Here is an 18,069-nt window from a genome sequence, read left to right as displayed (position 1 = left end):
GTTGATCCTGTAATGTGATTTAATCCAGATTTCGAACACTTAATCCTGTGCGAAATCTCTAATTTAGACTCAAAAAAGCAAACACTTGCTTTTTTGACCTTAGAGTGAGAAACCTATGCAAGCGTTGTATGTCTTGATTCCCATGGCCCCATTGGTGGGTGCGATTTTAGCAGGGCTGTTTGGTAAGCAGTTGGGGCGCATACCATCGGCCATTGCGACGATTATCGGTGTTGCCATTGCATTCATCGGCTCGGTGATTGTGTTTAATCAAACACGTGCAGGCATGACTTTTGATGGTACCCTGTATCAATGGGCTAACTTGGGTGGCTTAAAGCTTGAAGTGGGCTTTTTAATTGATAATTTAACGACAATGATGATGTGTGTCGTGACCTTTGTGTCTTTGATGGTTCATATTTACACCATGGGTTACATGGCTGAAGATCCAGGCTATCAACGTTTCTTCTCTTACATTTCATTGTTTACTTTCTCAATGTTGATGCTTGTGATGAGCAATAACTTCCTCCAATTGTTCTTCGGCTGGGAGGCGGTGGGTTTGGTGTCTTATTTGTTGATCGGCTTCTGGTATACACGTCCAACCGCCATCTTCGCCAATATGAAAGCATTTTTAGTCAATCGCGTGGGTGACTTCGGTTTTGTGCTCGGTATTGGTTTGATTTATGCTTTTGCAGGGTCATTGGATTACAAAGAAGTCTTTGCACAACGTGAAGCGCTGGCTGCTGCGATGTTCCCAGGCACCAGCTGGATGTTGATCACAACAATTTGTATCTGCTTGTTTATCGGTGCGATGGGTAAATCGGCACAAGTGCCTTTGCATGTGTGGTTGCCAGATTCAATGGAAGGTCCAACACCAATCTCTGCATTGATCCATGCAGCAACGATGGTGACGGCCGGTATCTTCATGGTGTCACGGATGTCACCGTTGTTTGAACTGTCAGATACGGCCTTATCATTTGTTTTGATTATTGGTTCGATCACTGCGTTGTTCATGGGCTTTTTGGGCATCATTCAAAATGACATTAAACGTGTGGTGGCGTATTCAACATTGTCACAATTGGGTTATATGACGGTGGCCTTGGGTGTGTCTGCATATCCGATCGCAATTTTCCACTTGATGACACATGCGTTCTTTAAAGCGTTGTTGTTCCTCGGTGCGGGCTCTGTGATCATGGGCATGCACCATGACCAAGACATTCGTAACATGGGTGGCCTGTGGAAATACATGAAAATCACATGGATCACGTCGTTGATTGGCTCTTTGGCTTTGATTGGCACGCCATTTTTCTCTGGTTTTTACTCAAAAGATTCCATTATTGAAGCGGTGCATGCCTCGCACATTGCGGGCTCTGGCTTTGCTTATTTTGCTGTGATTGCAGGCGTATTTGTCACCGCTTTTTATTCATTCCGCATGTATTTTCTTGTGTTCCACGGTAAGGAACGTTGGATGCAGGCGGATCATGGGGTGCATGATGCACATCATGCACACGCAGCGGATGATGACCACAGCCATGACGAGCATCACCACGGTTTAGGGCCGCATGATGTCCCGCATGAATCACCTTGGGTGGTGACTCTGCCGCTCATTTTGTTGGCAATTCCCTCTGTGATTATTGGCTTTATGGCGATTGGCCCCATGTTGTACGGTGAGTTTTTTCAACATGGTGCAGCATTCAACCAGGTGATTCACGTGGCGAATGAAGCGCACCCAGCCATGGAGGAGTTGTCTAAAGAGTTCGCTGAAAATGGTGGTGCGATGGGTATGGCTTTGCACAGTTTCACATCATTGCCTTTCATTTTGGCCTTGAGCGGCGTGTTGTTGTCTTATTTCTTCTACATGGTGAAACCTTCGATTCCTACCGCCATCAAAGAGAAAACCAAGTTCATCAACACGGTATTGGAAAATAAATATTACTTTGATAAATTCAATGAAACGGTGCTTGCGGGCGGTGCGCGTAAGATCGGTGAGTTTTTGTGGAATTTTGGTGATGCAAAAATCATTGATGGCTTTTTTGTGAATGGTGCTGCACGTATGGTGAACGTATTTGCGCACGCTGTGAGTACATTCCAATCGGGTTTAATCTACCAGTATGCTTTGGCGATGATTATGGGCGTTGTGGTGTTTTTGGGTTTATTTGTCACCATGATGCGCTAAGCTTGTTGATCAATTAAGAAGTTGATGTTAATCCGTTTTTGATGAGTTGTTCCATCGAAAACTATAATTTGAAACCAAAAAAAGAATGTTGTTCTTTTTTTGAATATGGAAAATGGTGCTGATGATGCCTTTGTTAAGCTTAGCGATTTGGATTCCGATTGTTTTTGGCGTGGTGGTCTTGCTGCTTGGTCGAAATGGCCAGGACAGTTTGGCACGCCAAGTTGCGCTTGTCGGTGCAATCATCGGCTTTTTGGTGACCATTCCATTGATGACTGGTTTTGATGGCTCAACGGCTGCGATGCAATTTGTTGAAAAACATGAGTGGTTGCCGAGTTTGAACTCAAGCTATGCCTTGGGTGTGGATGGTATTTCCATGTGGTTCGTGCCTTTAACGGCATTCATCACCATCTTGGTGCTGTTGGCTGGTTGGGAAGTCATTAACGAAAAAGTACCTCAATATTTTGCAGCATTTTTAATTTTGTCGGGTTTGATGGTGGGCGTGTTTGCGGTCACCGATGGCATGTTGTTTTATGTGTTCTTTGAAGCCACATTGATCCCAATGTACATCATCGTGGGGGTGTGGGGCGGTCCAAACCGTGTGTATGCGGCATTTAAATTCTTCCTGTACACCTTATTGGGTTCGTTGTTGACTTTGGTGGCCATCACTTATTTATATTTACAATCGGGTACGTTTGATATTGCGACATGGCATGCATTGCCTTTGAGCATGACGGCACAAAAATTGTTGTTCGGTGCATTCTTCATGGCCTTTGCGGTTAAGGTGCCGATGTGGCCTGTGCACACCTGGCTGCCTGATGCCCACGTTGAAGCACCCACAGGTGGTTCGATGGTGTTGGCTGCGATCATGTTGAAGCTTGGCGCATATGGTTTCTTGCGATTTTCTTTACCGATTGCTCCAGATGCATCACACGCACTGGCACCATTTGTTGTGACCATTTCTTTGATTGCTGTGGCTTATATTGGTTTGGTCGCCTTGGTGCAAAAAGACATGAAAAAATTGGTGGCGTATTCTTCAATCGCTCACATGGGTTTTGTCACGCTGGGCTTCTTTATGTTTGATGCCAAGGGCATGGGTTACAGTGTGGCCATGCAAGGTGCAATTTTGCAAATGATTTCACACGGTTTTATTTCTGCCGCAATGTTCTTCTGCATTGGTGTGTTGTATGACCGCGTACACAGCCGAGAAATTTCCGCTTACGGCGGTGTGGTCAACACGATGCCTAAATTTGCTGCTTTCTTTATGTTGTTTACCATGGCCAATGCGGGCTTGCCAGCAACCAGTGGTTTTGTGGGTGAGTTTTTGGTTATTCTGGGTGCAACCAAGTTTAATTTTTGGGTCGCTGCAATTGCTGCCACAACTTTGATTGTGGGTGCTGCGTACTCTTTATGGATGTTTAAACGCGTTGTTTTCGGTGAGGTGGCCAATCACCATGTGGCTGAATTGCTCGATGCCAATAAACGTGAGTTATTGATTTTGGCATTGTTGGCCGCCGCTGTTTTAGCGATGGGGCTGTACCCAATGCCATTCACAAATGCGATGGATGTGTCGGTCAATCACTTGCTTGAGCATGTGGCAACCAGCAAGCTGAAGTAAATACGAACAATAGATTCACATTGCCATGTGTTATGGTCTAAAACGATTAAGTACTTATTGGGTTAAATGTTATGCAAAACTTTTTTATTGCCTATCCTGAAGTGATTTTGGTGTTGGTGGCATCTGCGGTGCTCTTGCTTGAATTGTGTGCTAAGGATGCTCAACGCTCAGTGATTCACGTCGTGAGCCTACTTGGCTTGGCAGGGGCAGGCATTTTGACTGCCAATATGTGGCATGCAGGCACGGATTTGCACACATTTAACGACATGTTTGTATCGGATCCGTTGTCCAATTTGGCCAAAATGTTCTCGTACATCTGCGTGGCAGTGACATTTGTTTATGGCCAACGTTACGCTGCGGATCGTGGTTTTTTGCATGGTGAATATTACAGCTTGTCATTGTTCGCCTTGGTCGGTCAAATGGTGATGATTTCTTCTCATCACTTGTTGGGTTTGTACATGGGTTTAGAATTACAGGCATTGTCGTTGTATGCGATGGTGGCTTTGCGTCGTGATCACGTGCGTTCAATTGAAGCGGCAATGAAATATTTTATTTTAGGTGCGATTGCTTCAGGTTTCATTTTGTTCGGTATTTCAATGATATACGGTGCCACAGGCGGTAAGTTGAGCATTGTTGAAATCGCCAATGTCATCGAAAGTGGGAAGTTTATTCCACAGGTGCTCGTGTTTGGTTTGGTGTTTTTGGTGGCTGGCATGGCGTTTAAGTTGGGTGTGGTTCCTTTCCACATGTGGGTGCCCGATGTATATCAAGGTTCTCCGACGCCTGTGACTTTGATGATTTCTTCTGCACCAAAAATTGCTGCATTTGTGATGGTGGTGCGCGTTTTGGTGGAAGGTCTCAGTGCCCGTACCGCTGATTGGAATGGCATGTTTGCCGCAATGGCTGTGGTGTCATTGGCTTTGGGTAATTTGACAGCGATTCGTCAAAAGAATTTCAAACGCATGTTGGCGTATTCAGGCATCTCACACATGGGTTTTGTGCTCCTTGGTTTCTTGGCGGGTCGTGCGGGTTCTGATGCATTCAATGGTTTTGTTGGCGTGGGTTCAGCTTTTTACTATGTGATTATTTATGCGATCACCACATTGGCCAGTTTTGGTGTCATTTTGGCGATGAGCCATACTGGTTTCGAAGCCGATCAAATCGATGATCTGAAAGGTTTAAATAAACGCAATCCGTGGTTGGCCTTTTTGGTCTTGGTATTGATGTTCTCTTTGGCTGGTATTCCGCCTTTGGCTGGTTTCTTTGCAAAGTTTGTGATCCTCAAAGGTTTGATGCAGTCAGGTCACATTGGTTTGTCTGTGTTAGCCGTGATGTTCTCTTTGATTGGTGCCTTCTACTACCTGCGCGTGGTTAAAGTGATGTATTTTGATAAACCTGAAGTTGAATCTGCAATCACTTTTTCACCGATTCACCATGTGGTGCTGAGTGTGAATGTATTGGCCTTGCTGGCGCTGGGTGTCCTGCCTTCAGGTTTGATCAATATGGCCATTAACAGTGTGTTGAAAAGTTTAGGCGCTGCATAAATGATGGTATCTTTATGGCTGCTCTTGGGCGCGGGTGTTTTGCTCGCGTCTTTGTCTTTTGTGGGTGAACGAATGTTTTTAGGTTTGCCCGTGCTTAAATCCCCAAAAACGCCATTGCTGAGGATGTGTGAGTTTTTGTTGGCCTACGCTCTTTTTTTATCATTTGGGCGCGTGTTTGAAGCTTCTTTGAGCCAAGTGTCGGAGCAAGGTTGGGCATTTTATGCAGTCACTGCGTTGTTGTTTGTGGTGGCGGCAGCTCCAGCGTTTATTTGGCGTTACCTTTGGAAAAAATGATATACAAACAGCGCGAGGTGAATCCCGCGCTTTTTTTATGGATGTGAACATAGAATGACAACATACACCCGCGAGCAATTATCAAATATGGATGGGCTGGAAGAGGTGACACAAAGCAGCGCTTGTGTGTACGATGGTTATTTCCTGAATGCACACAAAGACACTGTGGTGTTGCCCAATGGCCGCATTGCCGAGCGCGAATACCTCAAACATCCGGGTGCGGTGATGGTTATTCCCTTGTTTGACAATGGGGATGTGCTGATTGAGCGACAATACCGCCATCCGTTGCACAATGTGTTTGTTGAGTTTCCCGCAGGAAAAAAGGACGAAGGTGAGGCACCTTTGACCACTGGGCAACGTGAGCTGCTGGAGGAAACGGGTTACACTGCGACCGAGTGGTTGCATGTCACCGACATCTACAATGCGATTGCTTACTGTGATGAGGTGATTCATTTTTTCATCGCCAAAGGATTAGAGAAACAGCATGATGGGCAGTTGGATGACAATGAATTTTTGCAAGTGATGCGTGTGCCATTGACTGAGCTTGAGTCTTGGATGCGCAAGGGCTGGGTGCCTGACGTGAAAACACAGTTGGGTGTTTTTTGGTTGAAAGATTATTTGGCGCAGCGCACCGCTGTTTAAATTTTTGGAGTTGGATTCATGCCACACCTTGTCATAGCGTATGCACAAGCAATCGAAAGTGAAGTCAACATTGCCCATTTAGTGGATGCGGTGCATCAAGGCGCGGTTGACTCGGGACTCTTTCCTGATGGGTATGACATTAAAACCAGGGCCTTGGCCTATCAACATGTGCGCATGGGTGACACGCAAGACACCTTTATTCATGTGACCGTGCGCTTGTTGTCTGGACGGAACGATGAGCAAAAATCAAAGTTGACCCTTGGCATTGTGCAGCACATCCGTGCTTTAGCACCCCGCGTGAGTTGCGTGACGGCTGAAGCTGTGGACATGAACCGCGCTGCCTATAGCAAGGATGTGGTTCATAACTAAGAAAACACAGTAACTGTAACCCTGTTGTGTGCTTGTATAAATTTAAAGGTTTTGCACGAGAGCAAAAACAGTGGTTTCACTCACAATAACTCAGGTGAGCCGCAATCGATTTGTAGGTAAAGCCCAACTGTTTGCAAATTTGAAACATTGCACCCCACGCATGATCCATGCGATCAAATTTTCGTTTCGTTGACTGAACTGACTGTTGCATGTGAAGTGGCTGTTCGCCGTATCCACCATTCGGCGACCATTAAATTGGGCATAAAACCCAACCAAGCGATCATGGGGTACAGAAGATCCATCGGAGGGTGTTCAACGTAAGCCATCAACCCCATTTCCCACAGTCGCAACGTGATGATCGATAGTGTGAGTGCAAAGCTGCGCACCATGAAGTTGCGATGCCCAATAAAATCCCTGTGAATCACGCTCCAATAAGCGGTATAGGTAAAATACCACCACAGGCATGGCAACACGGTTAATGCTGTGCGAGAACTGAAGCCATCATTGGCATCAATTGACATGATGAGCCCAGCAGGCGCAGCCACCAGCAGAACATTGAGTACATACATCCGCCCAAGCCAGCGGTGCATCGTGGTGTGGCGGACGCGAATTTTTTTTGAAAGTTGCATAACACCCATCACCAGCGCAAACATGCTTGAAAAAATATGCACATAAAATACAATGGGCCATGGCATGGTTTGCATATAGTCTTGTTTGATCTGTAGAAAGCCAACACCTGTATTGACAGGAGTGTGCTGGAGGACGGTGAATAACACCAAGGCGCAGCAGAACAGTAAAGCCATTAGACTCAAGTATTTGGCAGCAACAATGGTGCGATGGCGAGTTGACATGGGCATGACAGTTGTTCGATTCAATGACAAAACAATGCAACGGGGGCATTGGCGCATGGTCATTATAGCCATTCCGAAAAGGAAACCTTCGCTTTCCATAAGCTTAAGTGTTGGATGTTGCGCACAGGCATCGGCACAACATCTAAAACACAAACCCTAAGAAAAACCAAGCCATTAGCAAGCCATTGATGCATGGAGCGAAACAACCGTGTGCATGATGGTCTGATTATTGTCCAGTGCGAAGTCTCAAGAACAATTATTGACTCAAGTCATGGGTTAAAATAGAGCCAGTTTTACTTTGATTACTTTGAAAAATGTTTTGATGATTGTTTTGAATGATGCCATGCTTGAAAAATTAAAATTGTACGCCCAACTGACTCGACTTGATAAACCCATTGGCATCTTATTGCTTTTATGGCCCACTTTGTGGGGGTTGTGGTTGGCTGCGCGTGGCATGCCACCGCTCAAAGAGCTGGTCATTTTCATTGCAGGTACAGTCCTCATGCGCTCAGCAGGCTGCGCCATTAATGATTATGCCGACCGTGACTTTGATAAACACGTTGAACGCACAGTCAATCGCCCATTGACCAGTGGTCAAATTTCAGGCAAAGAAGCAGTGGCGGTGGCGGTGTTTCTGGCTGTGCTGGCGGGTGGATTGGCATTGATGCTCAATGCAACTGCGATTCAATTGGCTTTTGTTGCTGCATTTCTTGCAGGCAGCTATCCATTGTTCAAGCGTTTTTTTGCCATTCCACAAGCCTATTTGGGCATTGCGTTTGGTTTTGGCATTCCGATGGCTTTCGCCGCCATACGTGGTGAGGTGCCTGCATTGGCGTGGTGGTTGTTGATTGCCAATGTGTTTTGGACGGTTGCTTATGACACGGAGTATGCCATGGTCGACAAGCCCGATGACTTGAAAATTGGCATCAAAACCTCAGCCATTACCTTTGGTGACCACGATGTAGCGGCCGTGATGGTGTGCTACGCCATATTTCTCATCATCATGGCATGGGTGGGACTTTCTGAAGCACTGGCATGGCCGTATTTCATCGGTTTGGCCGTTGCCGCTGGCATCGCGTTGTATCACTACACCTTGATTAAAAACCGCGATCGGGCATTGTGTTTTAAAGCTTTTTTGCACAACCATTGGCTGGGATTGACGGTGTTTGTGGGGACGATGCTAGGGTGTTCTGCATCGTGAAGGTCTCCGCATGTATGGGCATTGACTTGTCTGGTGATTGCACAATGCATAAACAGCGGTTTGTGATGCACAACTTAAAGGTTGATTGTTGTAAACTATCGATTATCTAAAATTCATTAAAAGCCCAATCGGTGACCTGCCTTCAATCTTTTTCTCCTTCTCTCAAAATCACCCCCAAGCTCGCTGAAAAGCTTGATAAGCTTGGTTTGCGCACAGATCAAGACGTTCTTTTGCACATTCCATTGCGTTATGAGGATGAGACCCACATCACGCCTGTGGCGGATTTGCGCTTGGGGGTGTTTGCGCAAGCTCAAGTGACGGTGGTGGCGCAGTCGGTGCAGTTTCGTGGGCGGCGGTCGTTGTTGGTGACGACAATGGATGCCGCGGAAGACACGTTGGTGTTGCGGTTTTTGAATTTTTATCCAAACACGACAGCGACGCTGAAAGAGGGTGCATTGGTGCGTGTGCAGGGTGAGCCAAGAATGGGGCATCATGGCGTGGAAATGGTGCATCCGCGTTTTCAGGGGGTACGCGAAGAGACGCCGTTATCAGAACATTTGTCGCCCGTGTACCCAACGACGGAAGGTTTGTCGCAGGGGGCGATGCGTAAATTGATGGCAAAGGCAATGGCTGAAGTCAGCTTGCCTGAAATTTTGCCTGAGCAAATTTTAGATGACAGTTGGCCAACGTTGAACGAGGCGGTGCGTTTGCTGCATGCCCCACCACCCGATGTGAACCCTTCGGCTTTGACTGAGCGCGATCATCCTGCATGGTCGCGGATTAAATTTGAAGAGCTGTTGGCGCAGCAGATTTCTTTGACCAAGGCCAAGCTGAAGCGTGCGGCAGAACATGCGCCGCCATTGTTGGCGCGGAATGATGTGTTCAGTCGTTTTGTGGCGCAGCTGCCTTTTGCTTTGACGGGGGCGCAGCAGCGGGCCTGGGCGTTGATTGCGCATGACGTGACTCAGGGTGTGCCGATGCACCGTTTATTGCAAGGCGATGTGGGTTCGGGTAAAACGGTGGTGGCGGGTTTGGCGTGTGCCCAGTGCGTGGCGGCGGGCTTTCAGGCGGCGGTGATGGCACCGACGGAGATTTTGGCTGAGCAGTTGTTTGAAAAACTGCGCGGTTGGTTTGAGCCGCTCGGCATGCGTGTGGTGTGGCTTGCATCCAGTGTGAAAAAGAAAGATAAGCAGACGACCTACGAAGCCATTCGCGAGAACCAAGCCCATGTTGTTGTGGGGACGCATGCGTTGATTCAAGAGGCGGTGCAGTTTTATAATTTGGGCTTGGCGGTGATCGATGAGCAGCACCGTTTTGGCGTGATGCAACGGCTTGAATTGCGCCACAAAATGCGCGACAACGTGAGCATGCAGGCACGTTCGGCTGAAAACAATGGTGTTAAATATAGTGAGCATGCACCGCATCAACTGATGATGAGCGCCACACCGATTCCTCGAACGTTGGCGCTGTCGTATTTTGCCGATTTGGATGTGGCGGTGATTGATGAATTGCCGCCAAATCGAACGCCAATCATCACCAAATTGATCGATCAGGTGCGACGGGGTGATGTGGTCGATAAAGTGGCGCGTGATGTGTCGCTGGGGCGGCAGGTGTATTGGGTGTGCCCATTGATTGAAGAGTCGGAAACCTTGGAGTTGCAAACGGCAATCGACACCCATGCCACTTTGGTGACCATGTTGCCCGATGTGCGAATTGGCTTGGTGCATGGGCGTTTGAGTGCCGCTGAAAAACGTGCCGTCATGCAGGCTTTTGTTGCGCACGAATTGGATGTGTTGGTGGCGACCACGGTGATTGAGGTGGGGGTGGATGTGGCAAATGCCTCGGTGATGGTGATTGAGCATGCGGAACGTTTTGGTTTGGCACAACTGCATCAATTGCGTGGACGCGTTGGGCGTGGCGCCACCCAAAGCACGTGCATTTTATTGTACGAAAAACCATTGTCGGCCACGGCGAAGTCGCGCCTAAAAACCATGTATGAAACCACCGATGGTTTCGAGGTGGCACGGCAAGATTTGCTGTTGCGTGGAGCGGGTGAGTTTTTGGGCACGCGTCAATCTGGCTTGCCTTTGTTGCGTTTCGCCGACATTGAAAAAGACATCGAGCTGCTTGAATTGGCACGCGATGCCGCGGCGTGGCTGCTTAAACACAATCCAGATGCAGCCGATGCACATTTACAACGCTGGTTGGCGCAGCGTGAACATTATTTGGCGGGTTAGGCGGATGCCCGCTTTGGACGGGTTGCGCAGCCGTCGACTTGAACATCTTTAAGGACAACCACATGACCCTCACTGAATTGCGTTATGTCGTCGCATTGGCTCGCGAAAAACATTTTGGTCGCGCGGCACAAGCGGCATTCGTCAGTCAGCCCACTTTGTCGGTGGCGATTAAAAAATTGGAGCAAGAGCTGGGGGCTGTGCTGTTTGAACGCAGCATGCAAGATGTGCACACCACCGTTTTGGGTGAGCGCGTGGTGGCGCAGGCGCACCTTATTTTGAATCAAGTGTCTGCACTTAAAGAGTTGGTCAAGCAAGGTCAAGACCCGACCGTTGGTGCGTTAAAAGTGGGCATTATTTACAGCATTGCACCGTATTTATTGCCACAGCTCATGCCGCAGATGATGCGAGAGCATGCGGCCATGCCTTTGATTGTGCAAGAAAACTACACCCATATTTTGCTCGAACGGGTTAAACAAGGGGTGCTGGATGCGGCCATTGTGGCATTGCCTGTGAATGATGTGGGTTTGAGCATTGCGGCGTTGTACGATGAATCATTTTATGTGGCGGTGTCAAAAAAACACCCGCTGGCCAAGCAAAAGAGCGTCAGCAGTGACGCACTCAGCGAGGAGGCCTTGTTGGTGCTGGGTGTCGGGCATTGTTTTCGTGAACAAGTGCTGCAAGCCACGCCGCGTGCGCAAATGTTCCGTATTGAGCAGGATGGCATGCAAAAAGCCTTTGAAGGCACATCGTTGGAAACACTGCGCCACATGGCGGCGAGTGGTTTGGGCATCACGGTTTTACCTGCTTTGGCGGTGCCTGAGAAGAGCAGCAACGATCCGTTGAAATACCTCCCTTTTGAGCAACCAGCACCGACCCGCCGTGTGGTTTTGGTGTGGCGTAAGCATTATTCTCGGGCTGAAGCATGTGAGGCTTTGGCTCAAACGATTCGTGTGTGTGGATTGATAGATGTGCATGTGTTATAGCGCATGTCACAACGTGAATGATGACCAACCACAAAAGCATTTTGCTTATCTGTATTTAAAAAAATGGTGTAAAGAAATGGTATGTGAATGCCATTTTTTTACACCATTTTTATGCGTATGCTGCCAAAATAATTTCCCAATCCCTTTGATTCCTTTGGAGAATGCTATGCATGCCATTGATTGTCACATGCCCACTGCACGCAATGTGGGGTTGTCTGTTGCAGCCTGTATCGTAACGACCTTGTTGGTGACGCCGCTCATGCACGTATTGGCGGAGACAAACATTGTCATGTTGTTTTTGTTGGTGGTGGTGTGGTTGTCGGCCAAACTGGGGCGGGCGGCTGGGATGACGGCGGCGTTTTGCAGTGTGGCTTTATTCGATTTGTTTTTTGTTGAACCTCGATTTTCGTTTTCAGTGTCGGATGTGCAGTATCTCCTTACTTTTGCTGTGATGTTGGTGGTTGCCTTGTCCATCAGTTCATTGACCCTTCATTTGCGCGAGCGTGCTGATGATGCGCAGGTGTTGGCGATGCAATCTCATGCATTGTATGAACTGGCAAAATCGCTATCAAGCAGTTTGTCGGTGGTGCAGGTGTTGGATTCAACCACGTATTTTTTAAAACATACTTTACAGCTGGAGTCCGCACTGGTCTTACCTGACCCAAATGAGTGTTTGCATATTCAAGGGGGGCTTGATTGGAGTGCTGTTGAGATCTTAATGGCACGCACCACATTTGATGAGGGGGTCATCAAGGAAATGGGTTATCACAACGATGGTGATCATAGCTCGACATATTTGCCATTGCAAGGTTCTACGCGTGTTCGAGGGGTGCTGATGGTACGCACATTGGCATCATCCGCTGGGCAGTTGTTGAGCCACCGTGCCATGCTTGAAGCTGTGGCTTCGATCGTTTCGGCATCAATCGAACGTTTGCACTTTGTCGATGTGGCACAGCATGCGCAATTGAAGATGAGCAATGAGCGCCTGCGCAGTTCGATCTTGTCGGCCCTATCACATGACATTCGCACGCCTTTGACGGCGTTGTATGGTATGGCTGATGGTTTGCATTTCATCGAGCCGCCTTTGCCTCAAGTGGTTTTGTATACCGCAGATGCTTTGTGTGCGCAAGTGATGCAACTCAATACGATGGTCTGTAATCTATTGGAGATGGCAAAATTCCAAGCGGGTGCACTGGTGTTGCACCAAGAATGGCTTCCCATCGAGGAGGTCATCGGTGCCAGCATTCAATTGTTGTCTACTGCGATTCAGCCGCATGGTGTGGTGGTGGATTTACCTGAAGACCTCCCTTTATTGAGTGTTGATGCGGTGTTGCTTGAGCGGGTTTTCTGTAATTTACTTGAAAATGCAAATAAATACAGCCCACAGGATGACAGCCCGTTCCACATTCATGCGCATAAGGTGAATGATGATGTTCACGTCAGCGTTGACAATCAAGGGGAGGGGATTCCAGAGGTGCAGTTGAAAACAATCTTCAAATTGTTTGAACGCGGGCAAGTGGAGTCGAGTGTTCATGGCATGGGCATTGGCTTGTCCATCTGTCGCAGCATTGTCGAAGCACATGGCGGGCATATATGGGCTGAGAATTTACAGGAAGGTGTGCGCATGTGTTTCTCACTGCCTATTGGAACGCCACCTGAGGTGAACATCATTGATGAGGCGTGCTTAACATGATCATGGCTAAAACTAAAATTCTGTTGATTGAGGATGAACGCGATATTGTGCGTTTTGTCCGTGATGCACTGGTGGCTGCAAATTTTACCTTACTGACAGCGAATACCTTGCGTGATGGACTCAGTTTGGTGGTAGAGAACAGACCCGATGCTGTTATTTTGGATTTGGGGTTGCCTGATGGTGATGGTTTAACGTTCGTCCAAACCGTGCGCACGTGGTCACCTTTACCTATTTTGATTTTATCTGCTCGTACTGATGAGCAAGAAAAAATCAAAGTGCTTGATGCTGGAGCCGATGATTACTTGACCAAACCCTTCTCGATTGGGGAGCTGCTGGCACGCATCCGTGCACTGATGCGCAGGTCGACACACGATGTTTCACAAGAAGACAATCCTGTCGTCCATTTCGACACCATCACAGTCAATCGGGGTTTGCGCACCGTCGTGCGGTCGGGAGAGGCCGTACATTTGACCGCGATTGAATATCAGTTGCTGTGCTTTTTTTTAGCACATAAGGGACGGGTGCTGACCCATCGTCAATTGTTGCAAGCGATTTGGGGGGGAGCGAGTAGTGAACATACGCATTATTTACGGGTTTATGTGGGACATTTGCGCAAAAAACTGGAAGTTGATCCTGCACAACCCAAATATTTTATGACTGAAACTGGGTTGGGTTATCGTTTTGTAGGGTGATGAGTGGAGGCCATCTGGTTTTTGACGGAAACACCGTTCACTACAAGAAAATGCAGCAGACATGGGGTTTAAATTTACCCTCATTTTTTAAAAAGACCAGCACCTGCGAATGAAACATTCGATTGTTGATCATTATCGCTATAACTTATAGGAGTTGATGTGTCTTCACATATAAAACAAAAACAAGGTGCTTTGGCACTCGCTGCACTGGGTGTGGTCTACGGTGACATTGGCACCAGCCCATTGTATGCATTTAAAGAGGCATTTACTCATGGCATGCCGTTGACTGAGGCCAATGTGTTGGCGACTTTATCCGCTTTTTTCTGGGCGTTATTTTTGATTGTTGCGATCAAATACGTGTGGGTGGTGATTCGGTTTGACAATGAAGGGGAAGGCGGGGTATTGGCTTTGACAGCTTTGGCGCAACGGCTTGCAGAGGACAAACACATTCGTTCGAGTTGGTTGGTCGGTGCTGGGATTTTTGCTGCCGCTCTTTTTTATGCGGACTCATTTTTAACACCAGCGGTGTCTGTCTTATCTGCCGTTGAAGGGGTTGGGGTGCTGACCAGTGGTTTTGAAGGGATCGTTGTGCCACTGACCATCGTGATTTTATTTGGTTTGTTTTTGGTACAACGGTATGGGACACAAAAAATTGGTGGTTTGTTTTTTGGTCCCATTATGGTGGTTTGGTTTGTATCGTTGGCGGTCATGGGCATACACAGTATCGTTCAAACCCCTGTGGTGTTACACGCAATCAACCCAATGTACGCTTTGCAGTTGGCCATCCATGAGCCTAAATTGGCTTTCATATTGCTTGCAGCTGTGTTTCTCGGTCTAACGGGTGGTGAAGCGTTGTATGCGGATATGGGACATTTTGGGGCGCGTGCGATTCGATTGGCATGGTATGGGTTGGTTTGGCCGTCGCTTTTGCTCAATTACTTTGGTCAAGGCGCATTGGTTTTGCGCTCACCAGAAGCGGTGAGTAATCCATTTTACATGTTGGCACCTGGGGTGTTGATGGTGTGGTTGGTATTCTTGGCAACCTGTGCGACAGTGATTGCATCGCAAGCGACGATTGCAGGGGCGTATTCGATGACATTACAAGCCGCGCGTTTGAAATTCCTGCCTCGTCTGAACATCATGCACACTTCAGATTTTGAAAAAGGACAAATCTATGTGCCGAGCATTAACTGGGTGATGTTGGTTGCAGTGGTTGCATTGGTGCTGGGTTTTGGTTCTTCTAGCGCTTTAGCTGCGGCTTATGGAATTGCTGTGTCTGGTACGATGATGATCACTACGGTTTTGCTGGCCTTTATTGTGCTACACACCCGCAGCCGATATAAAATGGTCTTTTTATTTGTATTGGGTATTTTTGCGATTTTTGAGGTTTTGTTCTTGTCCTCAAATTTAACCAAGGTGGAGAGTGGAGGTTGGTTGCCCTTGGTGGTTGGTTCAGGTATTTATGTATTGTTGACCGTGTGGCGCAAAGGTTCTCAATTGCTTGATGAGCAGCGCCGTGCCATTAACATCCCGATGGATGTGTTTTTGAACAGTTCTTTTGCAGATGTACCGCGCGTATCTGGCACAGCGGTTTATCTGACTTCGGACTTAACCTTGGTACCAAGCGCGTTGTTTCATAATTTAAAGCATTACAAGGTGATGCATGAAAAGGTGATTTTTCTCAATGTCACCAGTCCAAATGTCCCGTATATTGCTGAGAGCCATCGGTTACAGGTGGAAGAGATTGCCCCGAATGTATTCAACATCCGTGTTAATTTTGGTTTCCGAGAAGAAACCGATGTTGCTGCTGCATTGAGTCAATTGCCATCCCCAAGCTTGTATATGGATCCAATGAATACAACGTATTTTCTCGCACGATCAACATTGGTCGATGGTTTGGGTGGTTTGAACCGATGGCGGTTTGCTGTGTTCTCAGGCATGTTTCGCCAAGCTGAAAGCGTGACCTCATCATTTAATCTACCGCCGAATCGTGTGGTTGAACTGGGAGCTCAGGTGTCTTTATGACTCATTAACGGTGCAACCCAATGGAACGACACACGCCAAACGGGCTGCTTGAAAAGCAGCCCGTTTGGCGTTGTTGTGAATGTGCTTCTACTGCATCTGCCCTTTGCAGGGCAAATTATTTACCCATCAATTGACCCAATACAGAACCAATGTCATTGGCATCAATTTTGCCGTTGGGGGTCAATTTGTTGATCAGGCCTGGCAATAAATCAGCCAAACCGCCTGCAGCTTCTTGTTCAGACACGCCCGCTTGTTGAGCGATCTGTGTCAATGTGCCATTTTGACCCAAAGAGCTTTGAATTTGATCGGCTGTGACGGGTTGGTTTTCGCCTGTGCCGATCCATGAGTTCACTTGGTCGCCCAAGCCGAGTTGGCTCAACATGCCTGTTAAGTTACCCAAGCCGCCTGCGGCTTGGTTGTGTACGTCAGCTGTGTTTGCACCACCGCCCAACAAGCCTCCAAGTAAACCACCCAAACCGCCGCCATTTTGTTGTTGCTGACCGCCACCCAACAAGCCGCCGAGCATGCCGCCCAAACCGCTGTTGGCGTTGTTGCTTTGACCGCCACCCAAAACTTGGCTAAGTACAGCTTGCAACAAAGCACCTTGGATGCCGCCGCTGTTGTTACCACCCAAAGCTGCGCCTAAAAGTCCGTCTAATAAACCCATGATGTGTCCTTTGATCTGTATTGCTTTTTTTAATAGAAGTGAAAAACAATCAAGCCCTTTTAATAAAGCAATTGCTTTTCGCTGCGAGCTGCGGTGGGTGTCTTTGACCCGACGCATGCGCGAATATTAGCATGAAGTTATGGCTTGTGTGAACGAGCGTATCAGTTTTTAGCATAAAATTTATACACACATTTTGCAAGGGGTTTTGTACTTCGTTTTTGAATCACATGATACACAATCACCCTTAAAAGTCGCCCCACAGGGTTTGCAGGGCAGCAATGGTGGCCAGCCCCGCCGATTCTGTGCGCAAGATGCGCGGCCCCAGTAAGGTTGGGGTGAAATGTGATGCTTGAGCATTATTGAATTCGTTGTCGTCAAATCCAGCTTCTGGCCCGATCAATAGTACAACCGCCTGTGTAGATGTGGGGGCTGCGAGGCTTCTGAGGGGCTGGGCATGGCGTGGGTGCAGCATGAGTTTGTGGCTGTCGATGGATTTTTCTGCGCTTAGAAATGCATTCAGTTGCATCGGTGCGCTGAGCTTGGGCAGGTGGTTGCGGCCGCTTTGCGCACAAGCGGCGGTGATGATGCGTTGCCAGTGTTCTACTTTTTTATCGGCTCGGTCGGCGGATAGTTTGATTTGGCTGCGGGCAGAAAACAGTGGAACGATGCGGGTCACACCAAGCTCGACGGCTTTCTCGATCGTCCAGTCCATTTTGTCGGCGGAGGACAAGCATTGTGCCAACGTGATCTGTAGATTGGATTCCACACTGTGTTGTTCAATGTCGGTGAGTTGCGCTTGGGCTGATTTTTTTTCAACATTGATCAGATGCGCTTGCGCCATTTGACCCTCGCCATCGAACACAACAAAGGTGTCGCCCACACGCAAGCGCAGCACGGTGATGGCGTGACGAAAAATGTCGTCGGTTAATGTGAATGGCGTGTTGAGTGCAGCCCATGGCTGTGGAAGGTAAAAGCGTGAAATCATGGTCGTCCGTAAAAAAGTCAGCGCACAGCGCATGTGTGCATTTTACGCGTGAATGTGGTTAAATGACGGCTGTTTATTGGAATATTAGAAATTGTCCCTCG

The 18,069-nt window shown here is 47.9% G+C and carries 15 protein-coding genes; 12 read left to right on the top strand and 3 right to left on the bottom strand.

Going from position 1 to position 18,069, the window contains the following annotated elements; all coding sequences use genetic code 11:
- Positions 1-115 precede the first annotated feature (115 nt).
- The 6 genes from nuoL (at position 116) to DTO96_RS00255 (ending at position 6,634) form a co-directional block, all read left to right on the top strand.
- Positions 116-2,170: an NADH-quinone oxidoreductase subunit L gene (gene nuoL / locus DTO96_RS00280; protein WP_114561667.1), complete on the top strand. Its 2,055-nt coding sequence runs from the start codon at positions 116-118 to the stop codon at positions 2,168-2,170.
- A 124-nt stretch (positions 2,171-2,294) separates the two neighbouring features.
- Entirely contained in the window at positions 2,295-3,785 is a 1,491-nt protein-coding gene (locus DTO96_RS00275) for an NADH-quinone oxidoreductase subunit M (protein ID WP_114563845.1), read from the top strand.
- Positions 3,786-3,856: 71 nt separating this feature from the next.
- Positions 3,857-5,329 (top strand): NADH-quinone oxidoreductase subunit NuoN, encoded by a 1,473-nt coding sequence (gene nuoN, locus DTO96_RS00270; protein ID WP_114561666.1) that lies wholly within the window; start codon positions 3,857-3,859, stop codon positions 5,327-5,329.
- Positions 5,330-5,623, top strand: coding sequence for a DUF2818 family protein (locus tag DTO96_RS00265; RefSeq protein WP_114561665.1), 294 nt, complete (start codon positions 5,330-5,332; stop codon positions 5,621-5,623). It begins immediately after the preceding gene.
- Positions 5,624-5,677: 54 nt separating this feature from the next.
- Positions 5,678-6,265 (top strand): NUDIX domain-containing protein, encoded by a 588-nt coding sequence (locus tag DTO96_RS00260; protein ID WP_373277798.1) that lies wholly within the window; start codon positions 5,678-5,680, stop codon positions 6,263-6,265.
- Positions 6,266-6,283: 18 nt separating this feature from the next.
- Positions 6,284-6,634: a 5-carboxymethyl-2-hydroxymuconate Delta-isomerase gene (locus DTO96_RS00255; RefSeq protein WP_114561664.1), complete on the top strand. Its 351-nt coding sequence runs from the start codon at positions 6,284-6,286 to the stop codon at positions 6,632-6,634.
- A gap of 173 nt (positions 6,635-6,807) precedes the next feature.
- Here DTO96_RS00255 and DTO96_RS00250 read toward each other — a convergent pair whose 3' ends face one another.
- Positions 6,808-7,485: a DUF2306 domain-containing protein gene (locus tag DTO96_RS00250; RefSeq protein ID WP_192879002.1), complete on the bottom strand. Its 678-nt coding sequence runs from the start codon at positions 7,483-7,485 to the stop codon at positions 6,808-6,810.
- Positions 7,486-7,828: 343 nt separating this feature from the next.
- Between DTO96_RS00250 and ubiA the strand changes: the two genes are divergently transcribed.
- From ubiA to DTO96_RS00220, 6 genes are all read left to right on the top strand, one after another.
- Positions 7,829-8,686 carry a 4-hydroxybenzoate octaprenyltransferase gene (ubiA, locus tag DTO96_RS00245; RefSeq protein WP_114563843.1) on the top strand — a complete coding sequence of 286 codons (858 nt, stop codon included), beginning with the start codon at positions 7,829-7,831 and terminating at the stop codon, positions 8,684-8,686.
- Between the two features lie 131 nt (positions 8,687-8,817).
- Complete coding sequence (recG, locus tag DTO96_RS00240; protein WP_114561662.1) at positions 8,818-10,923, top strand: ATP-dependent DNA helicase RecG; 2,106 nt, start codon at positions 8,818-8,820, stop codon at positions 10,921-10,923.
- A 62-nt stretch (positions 10,924-10,985) separates the two neighbouring features.
- Positions 10,986-11,906, top strand: coding sequence for a hydrogen peroxide-inducible genes activator (locus DTO96_RS00235; protein ID WP_114561661.1), 921 nt, complete (start codon positions 10,986-10,988; stop codon positions 11,904-11,906).
- 166 nt (positions 11,907-12,072) lie between these two features.
- Positions 12,073-13,599 carry a DUF4118 domain-containing protein gene (locus DTO96_RS00230; protein WP_192879001.1) on the top strand — a complete coding sequence of 509 codons (1,527 nt, stop codon included), beginning with the start codon at positions 12,073-12,075 and terminating at the stop codon, positions 13,597-13,599.
- Positions 13,596-14,291, top strand: a complete 696-nt coding sequence (locus DTO96_RS00225; RefSeq protein ID WP_114561659.1) for a response regulator — start codon at positions 13,596-13,598, stop codon at positions 14,289-14,291. Before DTO96_RS00230 ends, DTO96_RS00225 begins: the two co-directional genes overlap by 4 nt.
- A gap of 159 nt (positions 14,292-14,450) precedes the next feature.
- Positions 14,451-16,316, top strand: a complete 1,866-nt coding sequence (locus tag DTO96_RS00220) for a potassium transporter Kup (RefSeq protein ID WP_192879000.1) — start codon at positions 14,451-14,453, stop codon at positions 16,314-16,316.
- Between the two features lie 115 nt (positions 16,317-16,431).
- Here DTO96_RS00220 and DTO96_RS00215 read toward each other — a convergent pair whose 3' ends face one another.
- Positions 16,432-16,983 carry a YidB family protein gene (locus tag DTO96_RS00215; protein WP_114561658.1) on the bottom strand — a complete coding sequence of 184 codons (552 nt, stop codon included), beginning with the start codon at positions 16,981-16,983 and terminating at the stop codon, positions 16,432-16,434.
- A 244-nt stretch (positions 16,984-17,227) separates the two neighbouring features.
- Entirely contained in the window at positions 17,228-17,968 is a 741-nt protein-coding gene (locus tag DTO96_RS00210) for a 16S rRNA (uracil(1498)-N(3))-methyltransferase (protein WP_157964279.1), read from the bottom strand.
- Positions 17,969-18,069: the final 101 nt, after the last annotated feature.

It is taken from the genome of Ephemeroptericola cinctiostellae (assembly GCF_003339525.1).
Classification (GTDB): Bacteria; Pseudomonadota; Gammaproteobacteria; order Burkholderiales; family Burkholderiaceae; genus Hydromonas; species Hydromonas cinctiostellae.
Note: the sequence above shows the minus strand (reverse complement) of the source record. Positions and strands in the feature narration are given on the sequence as shown.

What these genes read in the sequence shown, in the direction of transcription:
- DTO96_RS00255 (WP_114561664.1), top strand. Translation starts at nt 6,284, where the DNA reads ATGCCACACCTTGTCATAGCGTATGCACAAGCAATCGAAAGTGAAGTC.
- DTO96_RS00260 (WP_373277798.1), top strand. Translation starts at nt 5,678, where the DNA reads ATGACAACATACACCCGCGAGCAATTATCAAATATGGATGGGCTGGAA.
- DTO96_RS00235 (WP_114561661.1), top strand. Translation starts at nt 10,986, where the DNA reads ATGACCCTCACTGAATTGCGTTATGTCGTCGCATTGGCTCGCGAAAAA.
- nuoL (WP_114561667.1), top strand. Translation starts at nt 116, where the DNA reads ATGCAAGCGTTGTATGTCTTGATTCCCATGGCCCCATTGGTGGGTGCG.
- DTO96_RS00250 (WP_192879002.1), bottom strand. Translation starts at nt 7,485, where the DNA reads ATGTCAACTCGCCATCGCACCATTGTTGCTGCCAAATACTTGAGTCTA.
- DTO96_RS00210 (WP_157964279.1), bottom strand. Translation starts at nt 17,968, where the DNA reads ATGATTTCACGCTTTTACCTTCCACAGCCATGGGCTGCACTCAACACG.
- DTO96_RS00225 (WP_114561659.1), top strand. Translation starts at nt 13,596, where the DNA reads ATGATCATGGCTAAAACTAAAATTCTGTTGATTGAGGATGAACGCGAT.
- DTO96_RS00275 (WP_114563845.1), top strand. Translation starts at nt 2,295, where the DNA reads ATGCCTTTGTTAAGCTTAGCGATTTGGATTCCGATTGTTTTTGGCGTG.
- DTO96_RS00230 (WP_192879001.1), top strand. Translation starts at nt 12,073, where the DNA reads ATGCATGCCATTGATTGTCACATGCCCACTGCACGCAATGTGGGGTTG.
- DTO96_RS00215 (WP_114561658.1), bottom strand. Translation starts at nt 16,983, where the DNA reads ATGGGTTTATTAGACGGACTTTTAGGCGCAGCTTTGGGTGGTAACAAC.
- nuoN (WP_114561666.1), top strand. Translation starts at nt 3,857, where the DNA reads ATGCAAAACTTTTTTATTGCCTATCCTGAAGTGATTTTGGTGTTGGTG.
- DTO96_RS00265 (WP_114561665.1), top strand. Translation starts at nt 5,330, where the DNA reads ATGATGGTATCTTTATGGCTGCTCTTGGGCGCGGGTGTTTTGCTCGCG.
- ubiA (WP_114563843.1), top strand. Translation starts at nt 7,829, where the DNA reads ATGCTTGAAAAATTAAAATTGTACGCCCAACTGACTCGACTTGATAAA.